We start from the raw sequence: 17864 nt of genomic DNA, 5'->3' as shown, positions 1-17864 counted from the left end.
ATTTGTTCAATAGCGGAGCGATGATGACACCACTTCTCGACGCGCGTGATATCAGCAAGCAGTTTTCAGGCGTACCGGTCTTAAAAGGCATTGATTTCACGCTGCTTGCGGGGCAGGTGCATGCGCTGATGGGCGGTAACGGCGCGGGAAAATCGACGCTGATGAAGATCATCGCCGGGGTAGAAACCCCGGATAGCGGTGAACTTTCGGTGGCGGGTGAGTCTTTTACACGGCTTACCCCGGCTCAGGCGCACAGGTTAGGCATTTATCTGGTGCCGCAGGAGCCGCTGCTGTTTCCCAACCTGACGGTGCGGGAAAACATCCTGTTTCGTCTGCCGCGAGAGCGCGATCGGGAAAATCGTCTGGCGGAAAAACTCCGGCAATTGCAGTGCCAGCTTAACCTCGACGCCACCGCCAGCACCCTCGAGGTGGCTGACCAGCAGATGGTGGAGATCCTGCGCGGGCTGATGCGCAACGCCAGAATTCTGATCCTCGATGAACCCACGGCCTCGCTGACGCCAGGTGAAACCGAACGGCTGTTTCGCCAGATCCGCGCCTTGCAGGATCTTGGCGTCGGGATTGTTTTTATCTCGCATAAGCTGCCGGAGATTCGGCAGCTGGCGAGTCACGTCTCGGTGATGCGCGACGGCGCCGTGGTGCTCAGCGGCGAAACCGCGCAGTTTGACGATAACGCCCTGATCGCCGCCATGACGCCAGTAAGCCGGGAGACCTCCCTGAGCGATACGCAAAAGCTGTGGCTGGCGCTGCCGGGCAACCGCCGCACCCAGGCGCAGGATTTTCCGGTGCTGCGGGTGGAGGATCTTACCGGGGAAGGGTTTATCGATCTCAGCCTTGAGATTTACGCCGGGGAGATCGTCGGCCTGGCCGGGCTGGTAGGCTCCGGGCGCACCGAGTTTGCCGAAACGCTCTACGGCCTGCGTCCCGTACGCGGCGGGCGGGTGTGGCTGGAGAACCAGGAGATCACCACCGATCCGGTCAGTTCACGCCTGCAAAAAGGGCTGGTCTATCTGCCGGAAGACAGGCAGGTGTCCGGACTGTTTCTCGACGCGCCGATCCGCTGGAACACCGTGGCGCTGAACGAGCCGTCGCTCTGGCAGCAGCGAAAGCGGGAGTCTGCGGTAGTGGAACGCTATCACCGGGCGCTGGGGATCAAGCTCAACCATGCGGATCAAACCGTGCGCACGCTCTCCGGTGGTAATCAGCAGAAGGTGCTGCTGGCGCGCTGTCTGGAGGCCAACCCGCTGCTGCTGATCGTCGATGAACCGACGCGCGGCGTGGACGTCTCGGCGCGCGCCGATATTTATCAGCTGCTGAAAAGCGTGGCGGCGCAGAACGTGGCGGTGCTGATGATCTCAAGCGATCTCGATGAGTTTCCCGGCCTCGCGGATCGGGTGCTGGTAATGCATCAGGGCGTGCTCAGCGGCGAGCTGCCGCGCCACGCCGTCAGCCTCGACCGGATGATGGCGCTGGCGTTTGGAGGGCAATCATGAAGATCTTACTGAAAAACCGCGAGCTGAGCGCGTTTCTCGCCATTCTGGCGCTGTTCGCCGTGCTGGTGGCGCTGAACCCGTCGTACCTGAGCTTACAGACGCTGGGGATGATCTTCGCCAGCTCGCAGATCCTGATCCTGCTGGCTATCGGCGCGGCGCTGGTGATGCTGACCCGCAATATTGACGTCTCCGTCGGCTCCACGGTCGGGTTGTCCGCCATTGCCGTCGGCGTGGCGCTTAACAGCGGCTACAGCCTGCCCGTTTCCATTCTCTTCGCGCTGTCGATCGGCGCGCTGGCCGGGGCGTTCAACGGTTTTCTGGTGGTGGGCCTGCGCATTCCGGCGATTGTCGCCACCCTCGGCACGCTGGGGCTTTATCGCGGGGCGATGCTGCTCTGGACCGGCGGGAAGTGGATAGAAGGGCTGCCGCCGGGGCTGAAATCCCTCTCTGAGCCTGCCGCCGTCGGCATTTCGCCGCTCGGCATGCTGGTGTTGATTATCGCGGCCACCGGCGCGTGGACGCTGTCGCGCACCGCCTTTGGGCGGGATTTTTACGCCGTGGGGGATAACCTCGCCGCCGCGCGCCAGCTGGGCGTGGCGGTGAACCGCACCCGCATGATCGCCTTTACCCTCAACGGCATGCTGGCGGCCTGCGCCGGGATTGTGTTTGCCGCGCAGATAGGCTTTGTGCCCAACCAGACCGGCAGCGGGCTGGAGATGAAAGCCATCGCTGCCTGCGTGCTGGGGGGCATCTCGCTGCTGGGCGGCACCGGCACGCTGGTCGGTGCGTTCCTCGGCGCGTTCTTCCTCACCCAAATCGATACCGTGCTGGTGCTGTTCAGGCTCCCGGCGTGGTGGAACGACTTTATCGCCGGGCTGGTGCTGCTGGGCGTGCTGGTGCTCGACGGGCGTCTGCGTCAGGCACTGGCGCGGCATCAGCGGGCGCTGAAATACAGCCGTTTCCAGCCCGGTAACAAAGGGGGAAAGCACGTTACCCCGTTTCCCAAACGCAAAAAAGAGGTGGCGTAAATGAGGCTTAACTGGGAAAGCGCGCTGCTGATTTTACTGGTGCTGGAGATCCTGCTCTTCGGCGCCATCAACCCGCGCATGCTTGATATCAACATGCTGCTGTTCAGCACCAGCGATTTCATCTGTATTGGCATCGTGGCGCTGCCGCTTACGCTGGTGATCATCAGCGGCGGGATCGACATCTCCCTCGGCTCGACCATCGGCCTGTGCGCGATTGCGCTGGGGGTGATGATGCAGGCCGGGTGGCCGATGGCGGTCGCCGTTCCGCTTACGCTGCTGCTGGGTCTGCTGTGCGGGCTGGTGAATGCGGCGCTGATCCACTACACCGGCATCAGCCCGTTGGTCATTACCCTCGGCACGCTCTACCTCTACGGCGGCGGCGCGCTGCTGCTCTCCGGCATGGCGGGGGCGACGGGCTACGAGGGCATCGGCGGCTTCCCGGACAGCTTTACCGCCTTCGCTAACCTCACGGTGCTGGGGCTGCCGATCCCGCTGGTGCTGTTCGCGGTGATTACCGCCTTCTTCTGGCTGATTACCCACCGTGGGCGCTTTGGTCGGCACCTGTTTTTGATTGGGCAGAACCCGCGCGCGGCGCGCTATGCGGCGCTGCCGGTGAACGGCATGCCCTACGCGCTGTACGGCCTGGTGGGCGTGGCCTCGGCGATTGCCGCGCTGGTGATGGTCTCCTATTTCGGCTCTGCGCGTTCGGATCTGGGGCGCGATTTGCTGATGCCCGCGCTCACCGCCGCCGTGCTCGGCGGAGCCAATATCTACGGCGGGTCAGGTTCTGTTGTCGGTACGGCGCTGGCGGCGCTGCTGGTGGGGTATCTGCAACAGGGTTTACAGATGGTCGGCATCCCCAACCAGGTGTCGAGCGCGCTGTCGGGGGCGCTGCTGGTTGTGGTGGTGATGGGGCGTTCGCTGAGTCTGCACCGCGAATGGGTGCGATCTCTCTTCAGAAAACTATCCGGAGCGTAAGATGAAAACAAAACTGCTCGTCCTGGCAATGGCCCTCAGCTTCGCTTCGGCGCAGGCGGCGGACCGCATTGCCTTTATCCCGAAACTGGTAGGCGTGGGATTCTTCACCAGCGGCGGCAACGGCGCGAAAGAGGCGGGGAAAGATCTTGGCGTGGACGTGACCTACGACGGCCCGACCGAGCCGAGCGTCTCCGGTCAGGTGCAGCTCATCAATAACTTCGTTAACCAGGGCTATAACGCCATCATCGTCTCTGCCGTGTCACCGGACGGTCTCTGCCCGGCGCTGAAGCGCGCGATGCAGCGCGGCGTCAAGGTCCTGACCTGGGATTCCGACACCAAACCGGAGTGCCGCAGCATCTACATCAATCAGGGGACGCCGGAACAGCTGGGCGGCCTGCTGGTGGAGATGGCGGGCAAGCAGGTCACCAAACCGAATGCGAAAGTGGCGTTCTTCTACTCCAGCCCGACCGTCACCGACCAGAACCAGTGGGTGAAAGAGGCGAAGGCCAAAATCGAGAAAGATCATCCTCAGTGGCAGGTCGTCACCACCCAGTTTGGCTATAACGACGCCACCAAATCGTTGCAAACCGCCGAAGGGATCTTAAAGGCTTATCCGGATCTGGATGCGATCATCGCCCCGGACGCCAACGCCCTGCCGGCGGCGGCACAGGCGGCAGAAAACCTGAAGCGGGAAGGGGTGGCGATTGTCGGCTTCAGCACGCCGAATGTGATGCGCCCGTACGTTGAGCGCGGCACGGTGAAGGCCTTCGGCCTGTGGGACGTGGTGCAACAGGGCAAAATTGCGGTCAATGTCGCCGATCGTTTGCTGAAAAAAGGCGATCTTAACGTCGGCGACAGCGTAGACGTGAAAAATATCGGGACGCTGAAGGTCGAGCCGAACAGCGTGCAGGGCTACCAGTATGAGGCGAAGGGCAACGGCATCGTGCTGCTGCCGGAGCGCGTGGTGTTCACCAAAGAGAACATCAGCAAATACGATTTCTGACGGGGGAGCAAATGGCTGATTTAGACGACATCAAAGACGGCAAGGATTTTGGCATCGGTACGCCGCAGCAGAATGTGCCGTACACCCTGAAGGGCTGCGGCTCGCTGGACTGGGGCATGCAGTCGAGGCTTTCGCGCATTTTCAACCCGCAGAGCAACCGCACGGTGATGCTGGCCTTTGACCACGGCTACTTTCAGGGACCGACCACCGGCCTTGAGCGTATCGATCTCACCATCGCGCCGCTGTTTGGCGAAACCGACGTGCTGATGTGCACCCGCGGCATCCTCAGGAGCCAGGTACCTGCCGCGACGAACAAACCGGTGGTGCTGCGCGCCTCCGGCGGTAACTCGATTCTGGGCGAGCTGTCTAACGAGTGCGTGGCGGTGGCGATGGAAGACGCGCTGCGCCTGAACGTCTGCGCGGTGGCGGCGCAGGTGTACATCGGAAGCGAGTTTGAGCATCAGTCGATCAACAATATCATCAAGCTGGTCGATGCAGGGGCGCGCTACGGCATGCCGACGCTGGCGGTGACGGGCGTGGGGAAAGAGATGGCGCGTGACGCTCGGTATTTTTCGCTGGCAAGCCGCATCGCCGCCGAAATGGGGGCGCAGTTCGTCAAAACCTACTATGTGGACGAGGGCTTTGAAAAAGTGACCGCCAGCTGCCCGGTGCCGATCGTTATCGCGGGGGGCAAAAAGCTGCCGGAGCACGAGGCGCTGGAGATGTGCTGGCGCGCGATAGACCAGGGCGCGTCCGGCGTGGACATGGGGCGCAACATCTTCCAGTCCAGCGCGCCGCTCGCCATGCTGAAGGCGGTGAAGAAAGTGGTTCACGAGAACATGAGCGCCCGGGAGGCGTTCCAGTTTTGGCAGGAAGAGAAACAGGGAGAAGCAAAATGAACGTGACGCTGGTGGAGATCAACATTAAGCCCGAGCGGGTAGACGAGTTTCTGGAGGTATTTCGCGCCAACCACGAGGGGGCGATCAAGGAGCCGGGCAACCTGCGCTTCGACGTATTGCAGGACCCGCGGGTGAAAACCCGGTTTTTTATCTACGAAGCCTATAAAGACGAAGAGGCGGTGCTGGCGCATAAGCAAACCCCGCACTATCTCGCGTGCGTGGATAAGCTGGAGGAGCTGATGTCGGAGCCGCGCAAAAAACGCAGCTTTGTCGGATTGTTGCCGGAGTAGCGGTTTTGCCTGGTGGCGCTGCGCTTACCGGGCCTACGGGTACGGGGGGTGTTGATTTTGTAGGCCGGGTAAGCGAAGCGCCACCCGGCGTTGTTCACGCCAGCTCCAGCAACTGAATACGCGCCGTCGCGCCCGGCATCAGCTTTTGCAGATTGCTCACCAGCTCATCGCCAGCTTCCTGTAATGCCGCCAGCGGCATCGACGGCAGGCTTTCGAGAATAAACCACATGGACTGCGCCTGGCTGTCCAGACGCGTGCGTATCCCCTGTCGCCAGTTCCAGCGGCGGCAGGTGATGCCAAGATCGTCACGCCAGATAACTTCGCCTGGCTCCGGATTTTCGACTACCGGCTCACCCTCTTTGACGGTATCAAACGGCTCACTGCCGTCGGCCAGCGTCAGGCGCGGCGCTCCCGAGTAAGCCGCCAGATTTTCTCCCCCTACCGGAATAGCGTAGCGGATACTGATGGCATTATAGATATCCACCACCGGGTCGAGCGGCGGCAGCGAACCGTCTCTCATCACGCGCTTGCGCAGGGCCGAGGCCGAGCAGGGCGTACGTTTGGGTTTTGCACCAAAGGCTTTAAACACCTCATCCCAGGCGGCGAGATGATTTTCTGCCCAGGGCACATCATCATTGAGCATCTGCTGGCAGGCCTGCGCCAGCGCAGCGGGCGCAACCTCCGGTTGGGTAATCGGGGCAGCTTCAACCAGAATGCTCAGCGCCCGAAAGCCGGGCGCGATCCCGACAAGTCGCGAATCTATTGACGGTGTTACAAGAGACATAAATAATCCTGTATTGACTGTTTTATACCATGGTAGTGACCAATGACTGATAAAGTCAATATAATGACCGATGCGGGTGCCGATGTTGCCCAGGTAAGCCTGGCCGTCGCGAACCGTATCCGCAGCTGGCGGAAAGAGAAAAAACTGTCGCTGGACGAGCTTTCTCGCCGCGCCAGCGTCAGCAAAGGCATGCTGGTGGAGATCGAAAAAGGGGCTGCCAACCCCAGCATTGCCATTCTGTGTAAACTGGCCGCCGCGCTTGGCGTCTCGGTGGCAGATATCGTTAACGTCTCCAGCGAGCCGCAGATACACATTATTCGGGAAGAGGCGATCCCGGTTCTGTGGCAGGGCGCACAGGGCGGTTACGCCAGATTGCTGGCAGGCACCGCAGGCCCGGATATGATTGAGCTGTGGCAGTGGGAGATGCATCCGGGAGAAACGTTCACCTCTCCGGGACATCCGGCGGGAACGTTTGAGCTGCTGCACGTGAACGAAGGCATGTTAACCCTGACGGTGGACGAGACGGTAACGCAGGTAGCTGCCGGGGCGTCGGCGGTGGCGAAAACGGAAGCGGCGCACGGCTATGCCAATGAAAGCGATACCGTGCTTCGCTTCACCATGACGGTGGCAGAGTTTCACCGATAAAAAGCAGCCCGGTGGCGCTACGCTTACCGGGCTTGCATATGCAGTATGTTGTAGGCCGGGAAAGCGTAGCGCCACCCGGCTTTTTTTACGCCTCTTCCACACTCACCCGCAGCGCCGCCAGCGCCTTACGCGCCGCCTTCAGCACCTGCTCACACTGCTCAATGGTGAGCGTCAACGGTGGTTCAATGCGGATGGTTTTCGAGTTGTTAAGCGTTCCCGCCACCAGTACCCGCTGGCGGAACATCTCGCTTGCGAAGCTATAACCGGTTTCGTTATCAACGAACTCAATCGCCATCAGCATCCCTTTCCCGCGCGCATCCTGTACCAGATCCGGGTATTCCCGGCCCAGCTGGCGGAAGCCGTCCAGCAGCATGTCGCCTTTCTGCTCCGCCTGCGCAGGCAGGTTTTGCTCCAGCAGCACGTTGATGGTCGCCAGCGCGGCCGCGCAGGCCAGCGGGTTACCGCCAAAGGTGGTGGTATGCAGGAATGGATTGTCGAACAGCACCGAGAACACCTCTTCAGTGGCGACCGTTGCGCCAATCGGCATCACGCCGCCGCCGAGCGCTTTTGCCAGGCACAGAATATCCGGCTGAACGTTCTCATGCTCACAGGCGAACATCTTGCCGGTGCGCCCCATCCCGGTCTGCACTTCGTCGAGGATCAGCAGCGCGCCAAACTCATCGCACAGCTGACGCACGGCGGGCAGATAGCCCTGCGGCGGGAGGATCACGCCGCCTTCACCCTGAATCGGCTCCAGGATCACCGCCGCCACGTCGTCGCCGGTTTTACGGCATTCGCCGAGCATGGTGCGCATGGCGTTGATGTCGCCGAACGGTACGTGGCGGAAGCCCGGCAGCAGCGGCATAAACGGTTTACGGAAAGTGGATTTAGCGGTCGCCGACAGCGCGCCCAGGGATTTCCCGTGGAACGCGCCGCTGGTGGCGATAAAGGTAAATTTCCCGCGTGGCGACTGGTACGCTTTGGCGAGTTTAATCGCCGCTTCGACCGATTCGGTGCCGCTGTTGCTGAAGAAGCTGTATTTCAGTTTGCCGGGCGTTAAGGCTGCCAGCGTTTTCGCGAGCATGGCGCGAAGCGGATCGAGCAGTTCCTGGCTATGGAGAGGTTGTTTCGCAAGTTGATTCTGTACGGCGGAAACCACAACTGGATTACGGTGCCCCACGTTGAAAATACCAAAACCACCCAGGCAATCGATAAACTCCTGTCCCTGGGTGTCGACAAGCGTATTCAGACTGCCCGCTTGCCACTCTACGGCTCCGTAATCCCCGCCGGCGGTAACAGATTTGCGATACTCCAGAAAACCAGGATTCACATGCTCTTTAAAGTAATCAATGACCTCACGGTTAAGTTGTTTCATCTCCTCATGATCAAGCGTTCGCTTTTCAATGAGATTCAGTGCGTGCGCGGTACAGGCAAGAGCCGAGGCGCTGGAAGGTAACCTGTTCAAAATATGCTCCCGGGGATCGCGTATCACATGATACTGAGTTAATTATTGCAGGGATTACGCCACCTCAGATGCCTTAACAAAAATCGGGATAAACGCCAGGTGAAATCAAATTTGCACAATATTTAATCATGCCATTGCGCGCCGCACGGGATAAGGGATAACGAGCCGGGGATGGGGTGTCGTCAATTGCACTACTCCAGGGCAGAAATGCGCCTTAAGTGTGCGCCGGGGGATCATGCTTTGTAGGTAGTTTCGTCTCGAAAGTATTTTAAATCAATTAATTAGAAAAACGCACGAAAAGTGCGGTTTAACCGAGATTTGCGATCTCAATCATATTTAACAACTAAAGATAAATTTTTTATCGCCGAAAAAACATAAGCCACAAAATTAACATTCAAATAACCTGCAAGGGATGCTCACTATGTCCTCTCCTGACTATGTCACCCAGAATGAATATCCGCTGGACGATGACACCACGCTTATGTCGACCACCGACCTCCACAGCTACATGACCCACACTAACGACACCTTTGTGCAAGTGAGCGGCTTTACGCTCCAGGAGCTGCTCGGGCAACCGCACAACATTGTGCGCCATCCGGATATGCCGAAAGCGGCTTTTGCCGACATGTGGTACACGCTGCAAAAGGGCGAACCCTGGAGCGGGATTGTCAAAAACCGACGTAAAAATGGCGATCACTATTGGGTACGCGCCAATGCGGTACCGATGGTGCGTAACGGCCAGATGACGGGCTATATGTCCATTCGTACCCGCGCCACCGAGGACGAGGTCGCCGCAGTGGAGCCGCTTTATAAGGCGCTCAACGAAGGACGTAGCAAAAAACGCATTCATAAAGGGCTGGTGGTGCGCAAAGGCTGGCTCGGCAAATTACCGGCGATGCCGCTGCGCTGGCGCGTGCGCAGCGTAATGGCGGTACTTTTTGCGGTGATGACCGCAACGCTGGTTGCCAGTGCCGCGGGCTGGGCTTCGCTGGTGGCGGCAGCCGTGGTGATGCTGCTTGGCACCCTGGTGTTTGAGCAACAGATTGTCCGCCCGGTGGAAAACGTCGCACGGCAGGCGCTCAGGGTCGCTACCGGAGAGCGTAACAGCGTGCAGCATCTTAACCGCAGCGATGAACTGGGGCTGACGCTGCGGGCCGTCGGACAGCTGGGGCTGATGTGCCGCTGGCTGATCAACGACGTCTCCAGTCAGGTGGTGAGCGTGCGCGACGGCAGCGACAGGCTGGCGCAGGGCAATGAAGATCTCAACGACCGCACGCGCCAGACCGTGGCTAACGTGCAGCAGACCGTGGCAACAATGAACCAGATGGCGGCGTCGGTGCAGAGTAACTCTGAGACCGCAGCCGAAGTCGACAAGCTGTCGATGGCCGCCAGCAGCGCGGCCACGCAGGGGGGCACCGTGATGCAGACCGTGGTGAAAACCATGGATGACATAGCCGACAGTACCCAGCGCATTGGCTCTATTACCTCGCTTATCAATGACATTGCCTTCCAGACCAATATTCTGGCGCTGAACGCCGCGGTTGAGGCGGCACGCGCGGGCGAGCAGGGGAAAGGCTTTGCGGTGGTGGCGGGCGAAGTGCGTCATCTTGCCAGCCGCAGCGCGAATGCAGCTAACGATATTCGTAAGCTGATCGACGCCAGCGCCAGCAAAGTGCAGTCGGGCGCCGATCAGGTCCACGCCGCGGGACGTACCATGGATGATATTGTCGAGCAGGTGAAAAACGTCACGCAGCTTATCGCGCAGATTAGCCACGCCACCTCAGAGCAGGCGACAGGCCTGACAGAGCTGACCCGTGCCGTGGCAGAGCTGGACAGCATTACGCAGAAAAATGCTGACCTGGTCGAAGAGAGCGCGCAGATTTCCGCGATGGTTAAGCACCGGGCCGGACGTCTTGAAGATGCGGTTACCGTGCTGCATTAAGAAATGCATGCTTCGATAAAGCCGTTTATTCCTCCGGGGTAAACGGCTTTTTTGTTTTTCAGAATAAGTTATGTTGTTAATGAAATATTAAGTAATTAAAAAAAACACCCGATTTTTAATTGCTACGCCCCGGATTTATTGAAAGTGAGAAATAAAAAAACGATCAAAGTCATAAAGTTAGCGAGTTTCCTGTCGATAACAGCGATCGTCTGAGAAATAATCACATCGATGGGGTAAATATGTTCATACATGACGTAAAGATCGGCACGAAATTATTTCTGGCGTTTGGATTATTTATTGTCCTGATGGTCGTCAGCGCAAGCTTGTCTCTGATGAGCCTGAATCGGGCAAACAATGGAATGCAAACCATCCTTACCAGCGATTATCCAACGACGGTAAAAGCGAACCAGTTAATCGACAACTTCCAGGAATTTATCAGCACGCAGCAGCTCATGCTGCTGGACGAACAGGGGACGTACACGGCGCAATCAGAGCAGCGTCTGAAGGCGATCAGCGAGCGCATCGCCGCAATCCTGAGCGAGCTGGACAACGCTCTCAAGGATAAAAAATCCCAACAGGTGCTGGCCGATATCCACGGCGTGCGCCAGCAATATCTTGACTCGCGCTACCGCATTTTGCAGGCCGTGCAGAATAACGACCGTGCGGGCGCGATAAACGAAATGATGACCAACACCCTGAACCTGCAACAGTCCTATAAAGCGAAAGTGCAGGCGCTGATTGCGATCCAGGACCATGAAATGCAGAGTGCGGGCGAGCAGGTGGAAGGTGATTTCCGCACCAATCGTCTCCTGCTGATCCTGATTACGCTTTTTAGCGTCGCGGCAGCCAGCCTGACTGGCTGGTTCATTGTGCGATCCATTACCCGCCCGCTGAACGACGCGGTGAATTTTGCGGAGGCCATTGCCGATGGCGATCTCACCGGCAGCATTACCTCGCACGGTAAAGATGAAACCGGACTGCTACTCACCGCACTGATGGAGATGAAAACGCGCCTGCTGGAGATTGTGCAGCAGGTGCAAACCGGATCGGAAAACATCTCCAGCGCCGCCGCGCAGATTGTCGCGGGCAACCAGGATCTGGCTGCCCGCACGGAGGAGCAGGCCAGTTCCGTTGAACAGACGGCTGCGTCGATGGAGCAGATCACCGCTACGGTGAAGAACACCGCGTCCCACACCGGAGAAGCGACGAACCTGTCTGCCGATGCGGCTGCCGTGGTCAAAAACAACGGCGAGATGATGAAGCAGGTCACCAGCAAGATGCGCCTGATCAACGAAACATCGAACAGGATGTCCGACATTATCGACCTGATCGACGCCATTGCCTTCCAGACTAATATTCTGGCGCTGAACGCGGCGGTCGAAGCGGCGCGCGCGGGTGAGCATGGTCGCGGCTTTGCGGTGGTGGCGGGCGAGGTACGTCAGCTCGCGCAGAAAAGTGCAACATCCGCGAGTGAGATCCGCCAGCTGATTGAAAGCTCCACAAGCCAGACGCAGGACGGCATGAACCTTGTGGAGAAGGCCAGCGGGCTTATCAACGGCATGGTCGGCAACGTGGAAGAGATGGACGTCATCCTGCGTGAGATTCGCCAGGCCAGCCACGAACAGACGGAAGGCATCTCGCAGATCAACAGCGCGATTGGCCTGATAGACGCCACCACCCAGCAGAACTCCGCGCTGGTGGAGGAGTCCGTTGCGGCGGCGGCATCCCTTAACGAACAGGCCATGCACCTGAAAGAGCTGGTCCGCGTGTTCCGCGTGAGCGACGGCGTGCTGGCTTAATCCAGCTGGGAGATCTCCAGTGCCGCGCGGTCAATCACGCCGATAATCTGTTTTAACTGCGCGTCGCTGAGCTCTCCCTGATTAACCTTCAGATCCAGAACCGCTTTGAAGTTATCCAGCGCCCGCTTCATCTGCGGGTTTTTGCGCAGCTGGAAACCGACGGAGCGCGCCTTGATACGCGTCTGGATCTGCTCCAGCTGTTCCCGGTTATCTTCCAGCCACTGTTCTCCGGCGGCGTTAATCGCAATCCGCTTACGGCCGTTCTCTTCTTCGGTAATGGTGATAAGCGCCTGATCCTGCAAGTAATCCAGCGTCGGATAGATCACGCCAGGGCTTGGCGTGTAATGTCCCTGCGTCAGGTTCTCGATCTCTTTGATCAGCTCATAACCATGGCTCGCGTTGCGGGTCAGGATATCCAGGATCACCAGCCGCAGATCGCCATGACCAAAAAATCGTGGCCGGCGTCCGCCGCCGTCGTGTTCGTGTCGCATGTTTCTTCCTCAATTTGATATATCTAAACTATATCTAAGATATATTCAGATGCAATCTAAAAAATCTTGATTTCTGAGTTAATAGCAATCATTATCATTAAAAATTCATTCCGATATATCGTATTCACCTGAGAAGGGCATCAACATGGCATCTACCCGTTACCCTCAACGTGTCCGCAATGACCTGCGTTTTCGTGAGCTGAACGTGATGCGCACTGAGCGAGTCAGTGCAGGATTTCAGCGCATTGTGCTAGGCGGCGAGGCGCTGGAGGGCTTTAGCTCTCGCGGCTTTGACGACCATACCAAAGTCTTTTTCCCGGCACCGGGCACCACTTTCGTGCCGCCTGTGGTGACTGATGAAGGCATCGACTGGGGCGACGGCGTGCGTCCGCAAGCGCGTGACTATACCCCGCTGTACGATGACGAAAAACATGAGCTGGCGCTCGATTTCTTCGTTCATGATGGTGGCATTGCCAGCAACTGGGCGGCAGAGGCGAAGGTGGGCGACAAGCTGACCATCGGCGGTCCGCGTGGTTCGCTGGTGGTGCCGGAAGATTACGCCTGGCAGCTGTACGTGTGCGACGAGTCGGGCATGCCCGCGCTGCGCCGCCGTTTAGAAAGCATCGCAAAACTGCCTGTTCGCCCGGCGATCCACGCCATCGTCACCGTGGGCGATGCGACGTACCAGGACTATCTGGCGCACCTGAGCGGGTTCAACATCACCTGGGTTATCGGCCACAACGAGCAGGCGGTGGCCGACCATCTTGCCGCGCTGGCCGTGCCGGAAGAGGATTACTTTATCTGGCTGACCGGAGAGGGGAAAGTGGTAAAACGCCTGAGCCGTCAGTTTGAAACCGACGCAATTGACCCACAGCTGGTGCGTGCCAGCGCGTACTGGCACGCCAAATAATCAGGCAGCGGGATCCAGCTGCGCTTCGCTCACCTGATGTTCGAGCGAGGCGCATACCTCTTTCAGCGCTTTCTCCTGCTGGGCAAAGTAGGCTTCCATATTGCTGAGCGACGAGACGAGCAGCCAGGACTCTTCTTTCTCCAGCTCTGCCAGCTCGTTCACCAGGGTGTCGATTTGCTCACGCACCTGTGCCATTTTTTTGCGAATACGTTCCAGGTCGTTCAGCCTGTCGCTCGCCATCATCGGTTCAAACCCTTGTTGCAGACGGGCGACCAGCGAGCGAATGGCCTTCACGTCGCCGCGCTGTTTGGCCTGGTTGAGTTGCACCATCATCCTGTTGGCTTCTTCTTTTAAATCATCGGCAACCAGATCCGGGTGGCATAACTTGCTAGCCTGACGCCAGAGCCGCTTCAGCTCGTTCCGATCCTCTTCAGAGAGATCCTTGCCTTTACGCAGGCGAACTTCGGCATCATGATGCTGTTCGCGATACTTCTTGTACTCTTCGTTGGCCTCATCGCGCGCCTGACGTGCCGGCTCTTCTTCGCGCGTTAAACCGGTCTCCAGCTCCATCGCTTCGGCCAGCAGGTTGGCAATCAGATTACTTTGCTGCTGAAGATGCTTGCGCGCCTCTGCCGCCTGAACGGAATCCGCAGGCAGATCTCGCCAGCGCCGGGTGAGCGTTGTCAGAACCTCTACGGCCTGCGCCATATAGCTCTGGCAGCGGCGGTAATCCTCTTCCCGACGACGCGTCTCCGCCTGCTGACGACGCAGGTTAAGCTCCGCCAGCGTTTTACGCAGGGCGAGGATCTGCTGCATCAACGGCCCGAGGCGGGAGAAATAGAGATCGTTGAACTCATCAAGCTGCTGTACCCGGGCGTTACGACGATCAATCAGATCGCGCAGACGCTCTTCCAGGGCTTTTAGCTCCAGCTTGCTGGCCGCCAGCTGCGGGTCACGCCACGGGGTAACGGCGCGCTGGCTTTGCAGCCAGGCGGTGATAGCGCGAAGGGCTGCGGTATAGTTTTTCTGCTCAAGCGCCGCGACGATGGACAGGAGTTCATCGTCAAAGGCTTCCTCTTTGAGACGTTTCAACTGGCTCCGGATGATGTCGTCATCTTCCAGCTCAATGGCATTTTTAATGATTTCTAGCCGTTTGATCGGTGTGCTCATGATGCCTTTCGCTCTGGCGCTTAAGTATTTGAGTTAAGGTTAGTTGTTGTAAAAGCTACAGGAAATAATACACACGGATGATGATCGGCGCGATGGGGGATTTCTTTAGTTTTTAGGGTTTGTGAGGGGAAGCGGCAGGCCGGGCTACGTGTGGTGGATTACTTACAAAAAAGCCACTCTTTCGAGTGGCTTAATTATATGATTTTAAAGCAAAAATTTGGTGGCCCCTGCTGGACTTGAACCAGCGACCAAGCGATTATGAGTCGCCTGCTCTAACCACTGAGCTAAGGGGCCGTGGCGGTGAATTATAAAGTAACTCCCCTCAGCAATCCAGCCATTCACACCTGCCTGCTGTTTTTATAAACAACGCATAATCAATCCTTTATACTTATCTTAAGATGCATAGACAGGAGTAGAGATGATCAACGATATTCTGGCCCCTGGCCTGCGGGTGGTGTTCTGCGGTATTAATCCGGGCAAGTCATCGGCGCACACCGGTTTTCACTTTGCTCATCCGGGAAATCGCTTCTGGAAGGTGATCCACCAGGCCGGATTTACCGACAAACAGCTTAAGCCGGAAGAAGAGCAGCAGCTGCTGGATACGCGCTGTGGCATCACCATGCTGGTCGAGCGACCCACGGTGCAGGCGAGCGAAGTGAATCTGCATGAGCTGCGCGCTGGCGGGCGTGAGCTGATCGCGAAAATTGAAGACTATCAGCCCGCGGCGCTGGCGATCCTCGGCAAGCAGGCCTACGAGCAGGCGTTCAGCCAGCGCGGTGTGAAGTGGGGTAAGCAGAACATTACCATTGGCGTAACGCAGATTTGGGTGTTGCCGAACCCGAGTGGGCTGAACAGGGCGACGCTGGACAAGCTGGTGGAGGCGTATCGGGAACTTGATGAGGCGCTTGTGGTGAGGGGGCTTTAGCTCCTCTGCGGCCTGATGCCCTCACCCTGACCCTCTCCCACAGGGAGAGGGAATAAACAAAAAAAAGCTCCCGATTGGGAGCTTTTTCATTTCAGGACCGATTAATCGTCCAGGAAGCTACGCAGCACTTCAGAGCGGCTCGGATGGCGCAGTTTACGCAGCGCCTTCGCTTCGATCTGACGGATACGTTCGCGGGTCACGTCAAACTGTTTACCCACTTCTTCCAGCGTGTGGTCGGTGTTCATGTCGATACCGAAACGCATACGCAGCACTTTGGCTTCACGGGCGGTCAGGCCAGCCAGCACGTCGTGCGTAGCGGCACGCAGGCTCTCGGTGGTGGCAGAGTCCAGCGGCAGCTCGAGGGTGGTATCCTCGATGAAATCACCCAGATGCGAATCTTCATCATCACCGATTGGCGTTTCCATGGAGATTGGCTCTTTAGCGATTTTCAGCACTTTACGGATCTTGTCTTCCGGCATCAGCATGCGTTCAGCCAGCTCTTCCGGCGTCGGCTCGCGGCCCATCTCCTGCAACATCTGGCGAGAGATACGGTTGAGTTTGTTGATGGTCTCAATCATATGCACCGGAATACGGATGGTGCGCGCCTGGTCTGCGATAGAGCGGGTGATCGCCTGACGGATCCACCAGGTAGCATAGGTGGAGAACTTGTAACCACGACGGTATTCAAACTTATCTACCGCTTTCATCAGACCGATGTTGCCTTCCTGAATCAGATCCAGGAATTGCAGGCCACGGTTGGTGTATTTCTTGGCGATAGAGATAACCAGACGTAAGTTCGCTTCAACCATCTCTTTCTTCGCACGGCGGGCTTTCGCTTCACCGATGGACATACGACGGTTGATGTCTTTTACCTGTTCGATGGTCAGGCCGGTCTCTTCTTCAATCTGATGCAGTTTTTGCAGGCCGCGCTGTACGTCTTCTTTCACGTCGTGCAGCTTTTCAGACCACGGCTTGTTCATCGCGATAGCGGCGTTGAACCAGGTTTCGCTGGTTTCGTTGCCGGTGAAGAGGGTGATGAAGTTCTTCTTCGGCATTTTGCACTGTTCAACGCACAGCTTCATGATGATACGTTCCTGGGTACGTACGCGATCCATCATCACGCGCATGCTGTTCACCAGGTAGTCGAACTGTTTTGGCACCAGGCGGAACTGTTTGAACACTTCAGACAGCTTCAGGATCTCTTCCTGAGCGGCGGCATGGCTGCGGCCTTTCGCTTTGATGGTGTCACGCGTCACTTCGTACTGGGTACGCAGCTCGGCAAATTTCTCACGCGCCAGTTCAGGGTCGATGCTGTTGTCGTCATCGCTGCTGTCGTCGTCTTCTTCTTCATCTTCGTCTTCGTCGTCATCCATCTCTTCCTGAGACAGCTCAGAACCGACGTGAGTGGCGGTTGGCGCCATATCTTCTTCAGCGTTCGGGTCGACAAAGCCAGTGATCAGATCGGACAGACGCGCTTCTTCTGCTTCAACGCGATCGTACTGCTCCAGCAGATAGGTGATCGCTTCCGGGTATTCGGCAACAGAGCACTGAACCTGGTTGATCCCGTCTTCGATGCGTTTTGCGATGTCAATTTCGCCTTCGCGGGTCAACAGTTCAACGGTACCCATTTCGCGCATGTACATGCGGACCGGGTCAGTGGTACGCCCGATTTCAGATTCCACGCTGGACAGGACCTGTGCAGCAGCTTCTTCCGCATCTTCGTCAGTGTTGTTGGAGGTTTCAGCCAGCAACAGATCATCGGCATCCGGTGCTTCTTCCATCACCTGAATGCCCATGTCATTGATCATTTGGATGATATCTTCGATCTGATCTGAATCGACGATATCTTCCGGCAGATGGTCATTGACCTCGGCATAGGTCAGATAGCCTTGCTCCTTACCGCGTTGGACAAGAAGTTTCAGCTGTGACTGCGGGTTTTGCTCCATAAGACGGTATCCACACTTAATTCGTTTGATTGGTGTCGGCGATGGGCTGCCAACATTTAAAGCGAGGGCGTACTTATA

Annotated in this window: 16 protein-coding genes and 1 tRNA gene; 11 read left to right on the top strand and 6 right to left on the bottom strand. The window is 57.8% G+C overall.

Going from position 1 to position 17864, the window contains the following annotated elements; all coding sequences use genetic code 11:
* Positions 1-23: 23 nt before the first annotated feature.
* Genes lsrA through lsrG form a run of 6 tightly spaced genes read left to right on the top strand, consistent with a single transcriptional unit; the run spans position 24 to position 5709 of the window.
* Complete coding sequence (gene lsrA / locus DD597_RS11120; protein ID WP_109949031.1) at positions 24-1511, top strand: autoinducer 2 ABC transporter ATP-binding protein LsrA; 1488 nt, start codon at positions 24-26, stop codon at positions 1509-1511.
* A complete protein-coding gene (gene lsrC, locus DD597_RS11115) occupies positions 1508-2539 on the top strand; it encodes an autoinducer 2 ABC transporter permease LsrC (RefSeq protein WP_003862614.1) in 1032 nt (343 codons plus the stop codon). Before lsrA ends, lsrC begins: the two co-directional genes overlap by 4 nt.
* Positions 2540-3517, top strand: a complete 978-nt coding sequence (gene lsrD / locus DD597_RS11110) for an autoinducer 2 ABC transporter permease LsrD (RefSeq protein ID WP_003862612.1) — start codon at positions 2540-2542, stop codon at positions 3515-3517. It abuts the gene before it with no gap.
* A gap of 1 nt (position 3518) precedes the next feature.
* On the top strand, positions 3519-4520 hold the full coding sequence (gene lsrB / locus DD597_RS11105; RefSeq protein ID WP_003862610.1) for an autoinducer 2 ABC transporter substrate-binding protein LsrB: 1002 nt from the start codon (positions 3519-3521) through the stop codon (positions 4518-4520).
* Between the two features lie 11 nt (positions 4521-4531).
* On the top strand, positions 4532-5419 hold the full coding sequence (lsrF, locus tag DD597_RS11100) for a 3-hydroxy-5-phosphonooxypentane-2,4-dione thiolase (protein ID WP_023314882.1): 888 nt from the start codon (positions 4532-4534) through the stop codon (positions 5417-5419).
* Positions 5416-5709 (top strand): (4S)-4-hydroxy-5-phosphonooxypentane-2,3-dione isomerase, encoded by a 294-nt coding sequence (lsrG, locus tag DD597_RS11095; protein ID WP_003862606.1) that lies wholly within the window; start codon positions 5416-5418, stop codon positions 5707-5709. The genes lsrF and lsrG overlap by 4 nt, the downstream gene beginning before the upstream one ends.
* 94 nt (positions 5710-5803) lie before the next feature.
* On the opposite strand, the gene DD597_RS11090 is transcribed toward lsrG, so the two are convergent.
* Entirely contained in the window at positions 5804-6493 is a 690-nt protein-coding gene (locus DD597_RS11090) for a B3/4 domain-containing protein (protein ID WP_003862604.1), read from the bottom strand.
* Positions 6494-6535: 42 nt separating this feature from the next.
* Between DD597_RS11090 and DD597_RS11085 the strand changes: the two genes are divergently transcribed.
* Positions 6536-7138, top strand: coding sequence for a helix-turn-helix transcriptional regulator (locus DD597_RS11085; RefSeq protein WP_045345577.1), 603 nt, complete (start codon positions 6536-6538; stop codon positions 7136-7138).
* An 85-nt stretch (positions 7139-7223) separates the two neighbouring features.
* Here the strand turns inward: DD597_RS11085 and ygjG are convergent, their stop codons facing one another.
* Positions 7224-8603 (bottom strand): putrescine aminotransferase, encoded by a 1380-nt coding sequence (gene ygjG, locus DD597_RS11080; RefSeq protein WP_022651884.1) that lies wholly within the window; start codon positions 8601-8603, stop codon positions 7224-7226.
* Between the two features lie 421 nt (positions 8604-9024).
* On the opposite strand from ygjG, the gene DD597_RS11075 reads away from it, so the two are divergent.
* Both DD597_RS11075 and DD597_RS11070 read left to right on the top strand, forming a co-directional pair.
* Entirely contained in the window at positions 9025-10545 is a 1521-nt protein-coding gene (locus DD597_RS11075) for a PAS domain-containing methyl-accepting chemotaxis protein (RefSeq protein ID WP_129256184.1), read from the top strand.
* Positions 10546-10784: 239 nt separating this feature from the next.
* A complete protein-coding gene (locus DD597_RS11070; RefSeq protein WP_022651882.1) occupies positions 10785-12344 on the top strand; it encodes a methyl-accepting chemotaxis protein in 1560 nt (519 codons plus the stop codon).
* On the opposite strand, the gene DD597_RS11065 is transcribed toward DD597_RS11070, so the two are convergent.
* Complete coding sequence (locus DD597_RS11065) at positions 12341-12835, bottom strand: PadR family transcriptional regulator (RefSeq protein ID WP_003862595.1); 495 nt, start codon at positions 12833-12835, stop codon at positions 12341-12343. The two genes, DD597_RS11070 and DD597_RS11065, sit on opposite strands and share 4 nt — an antisense overlap.
* A 145-nt stretch (positions 12836-12980) precedes the next feature.
* Between DD597_RS11065 and DD597_RS11060 the strand changes: the two genes are divergently transcribed.
* Positions 12981-13745: a siderophore-interacting protein gene (locus DD597_RS11060; RefSeq protein ID WP_058674788.1), complete on the top strand. Its 765-nt coding sequence runs from the start codon at positions 12981-12983 to the stop codon at positions 13743-13745.
* Here the strand turns inward: DD597_RS11060 and DD597_RS11055 are convergent, their stop codons facing one another.
* Positions 13746-14915, bottom strand: a complete 1170-nt coding sequence (locus DD597_RS11055) for a DNA repair protein (RefSeq protein WP_048241784.1) — start codon at positions 14913-14915, stop codon at positions 13746-13748.
* Positions 14916-15133: 218 nt separating this feature from the next.
* Positions 15134-15209: transfer RNA gene (locus tag DD597_RS11050), tRNA-Ile, on the bottom strand.
* Positions 15210-15333: 124 nt separating this feature from the next.
* Between DD597_RS11050 and mug the strand changes: the two genes are divergently transcribed.
* Positions 15334-15840, top strand: a complete 507-nt coding sequence (gene mug, locus DD597_RS11045; RefSeq protein WP_022651878.1) for a G/U mismatch-specific DNA glycosylase — start codon at positions 15334-15336, stop codon at positions 15838-15840.
* 101 nt (positions 15841-15941) lie between these two features.
* Here mug and rpoD read toward each other — a convergent pair whose 3' ends face one another.
* On the bottom strand, positions 15942-17786 hold the full coding sequence (gene rpoD / locus DD597_RS11040; RefSeq protein WP_006812010.1) for an RNA polymerase sigma factor RpoD: 1845 nt from the start codon (positions 17784-17786) through the stop codon (positions 15942-15944).
* Positions 17787-17864 lie beyond the last annotated feature (78 nt).

The sequence above is a fragment of the Enterobacter cloacae complex sp. 677-3DZ2D5B genome (genome assembly GCF_004136695.1).
Classification (GTDB): domain Bacteria; phylum Pseudomonadota; class Gammaproteobacteria; order Enterobacterales; family Enterobacteriaceae; genus Enterobacter; species Enterobacter hormaechei_C.
Note: the sequence above shows the minus strand (reverse complement) of the source record. Positions and strands in the feature narration are given on the sequence as shown.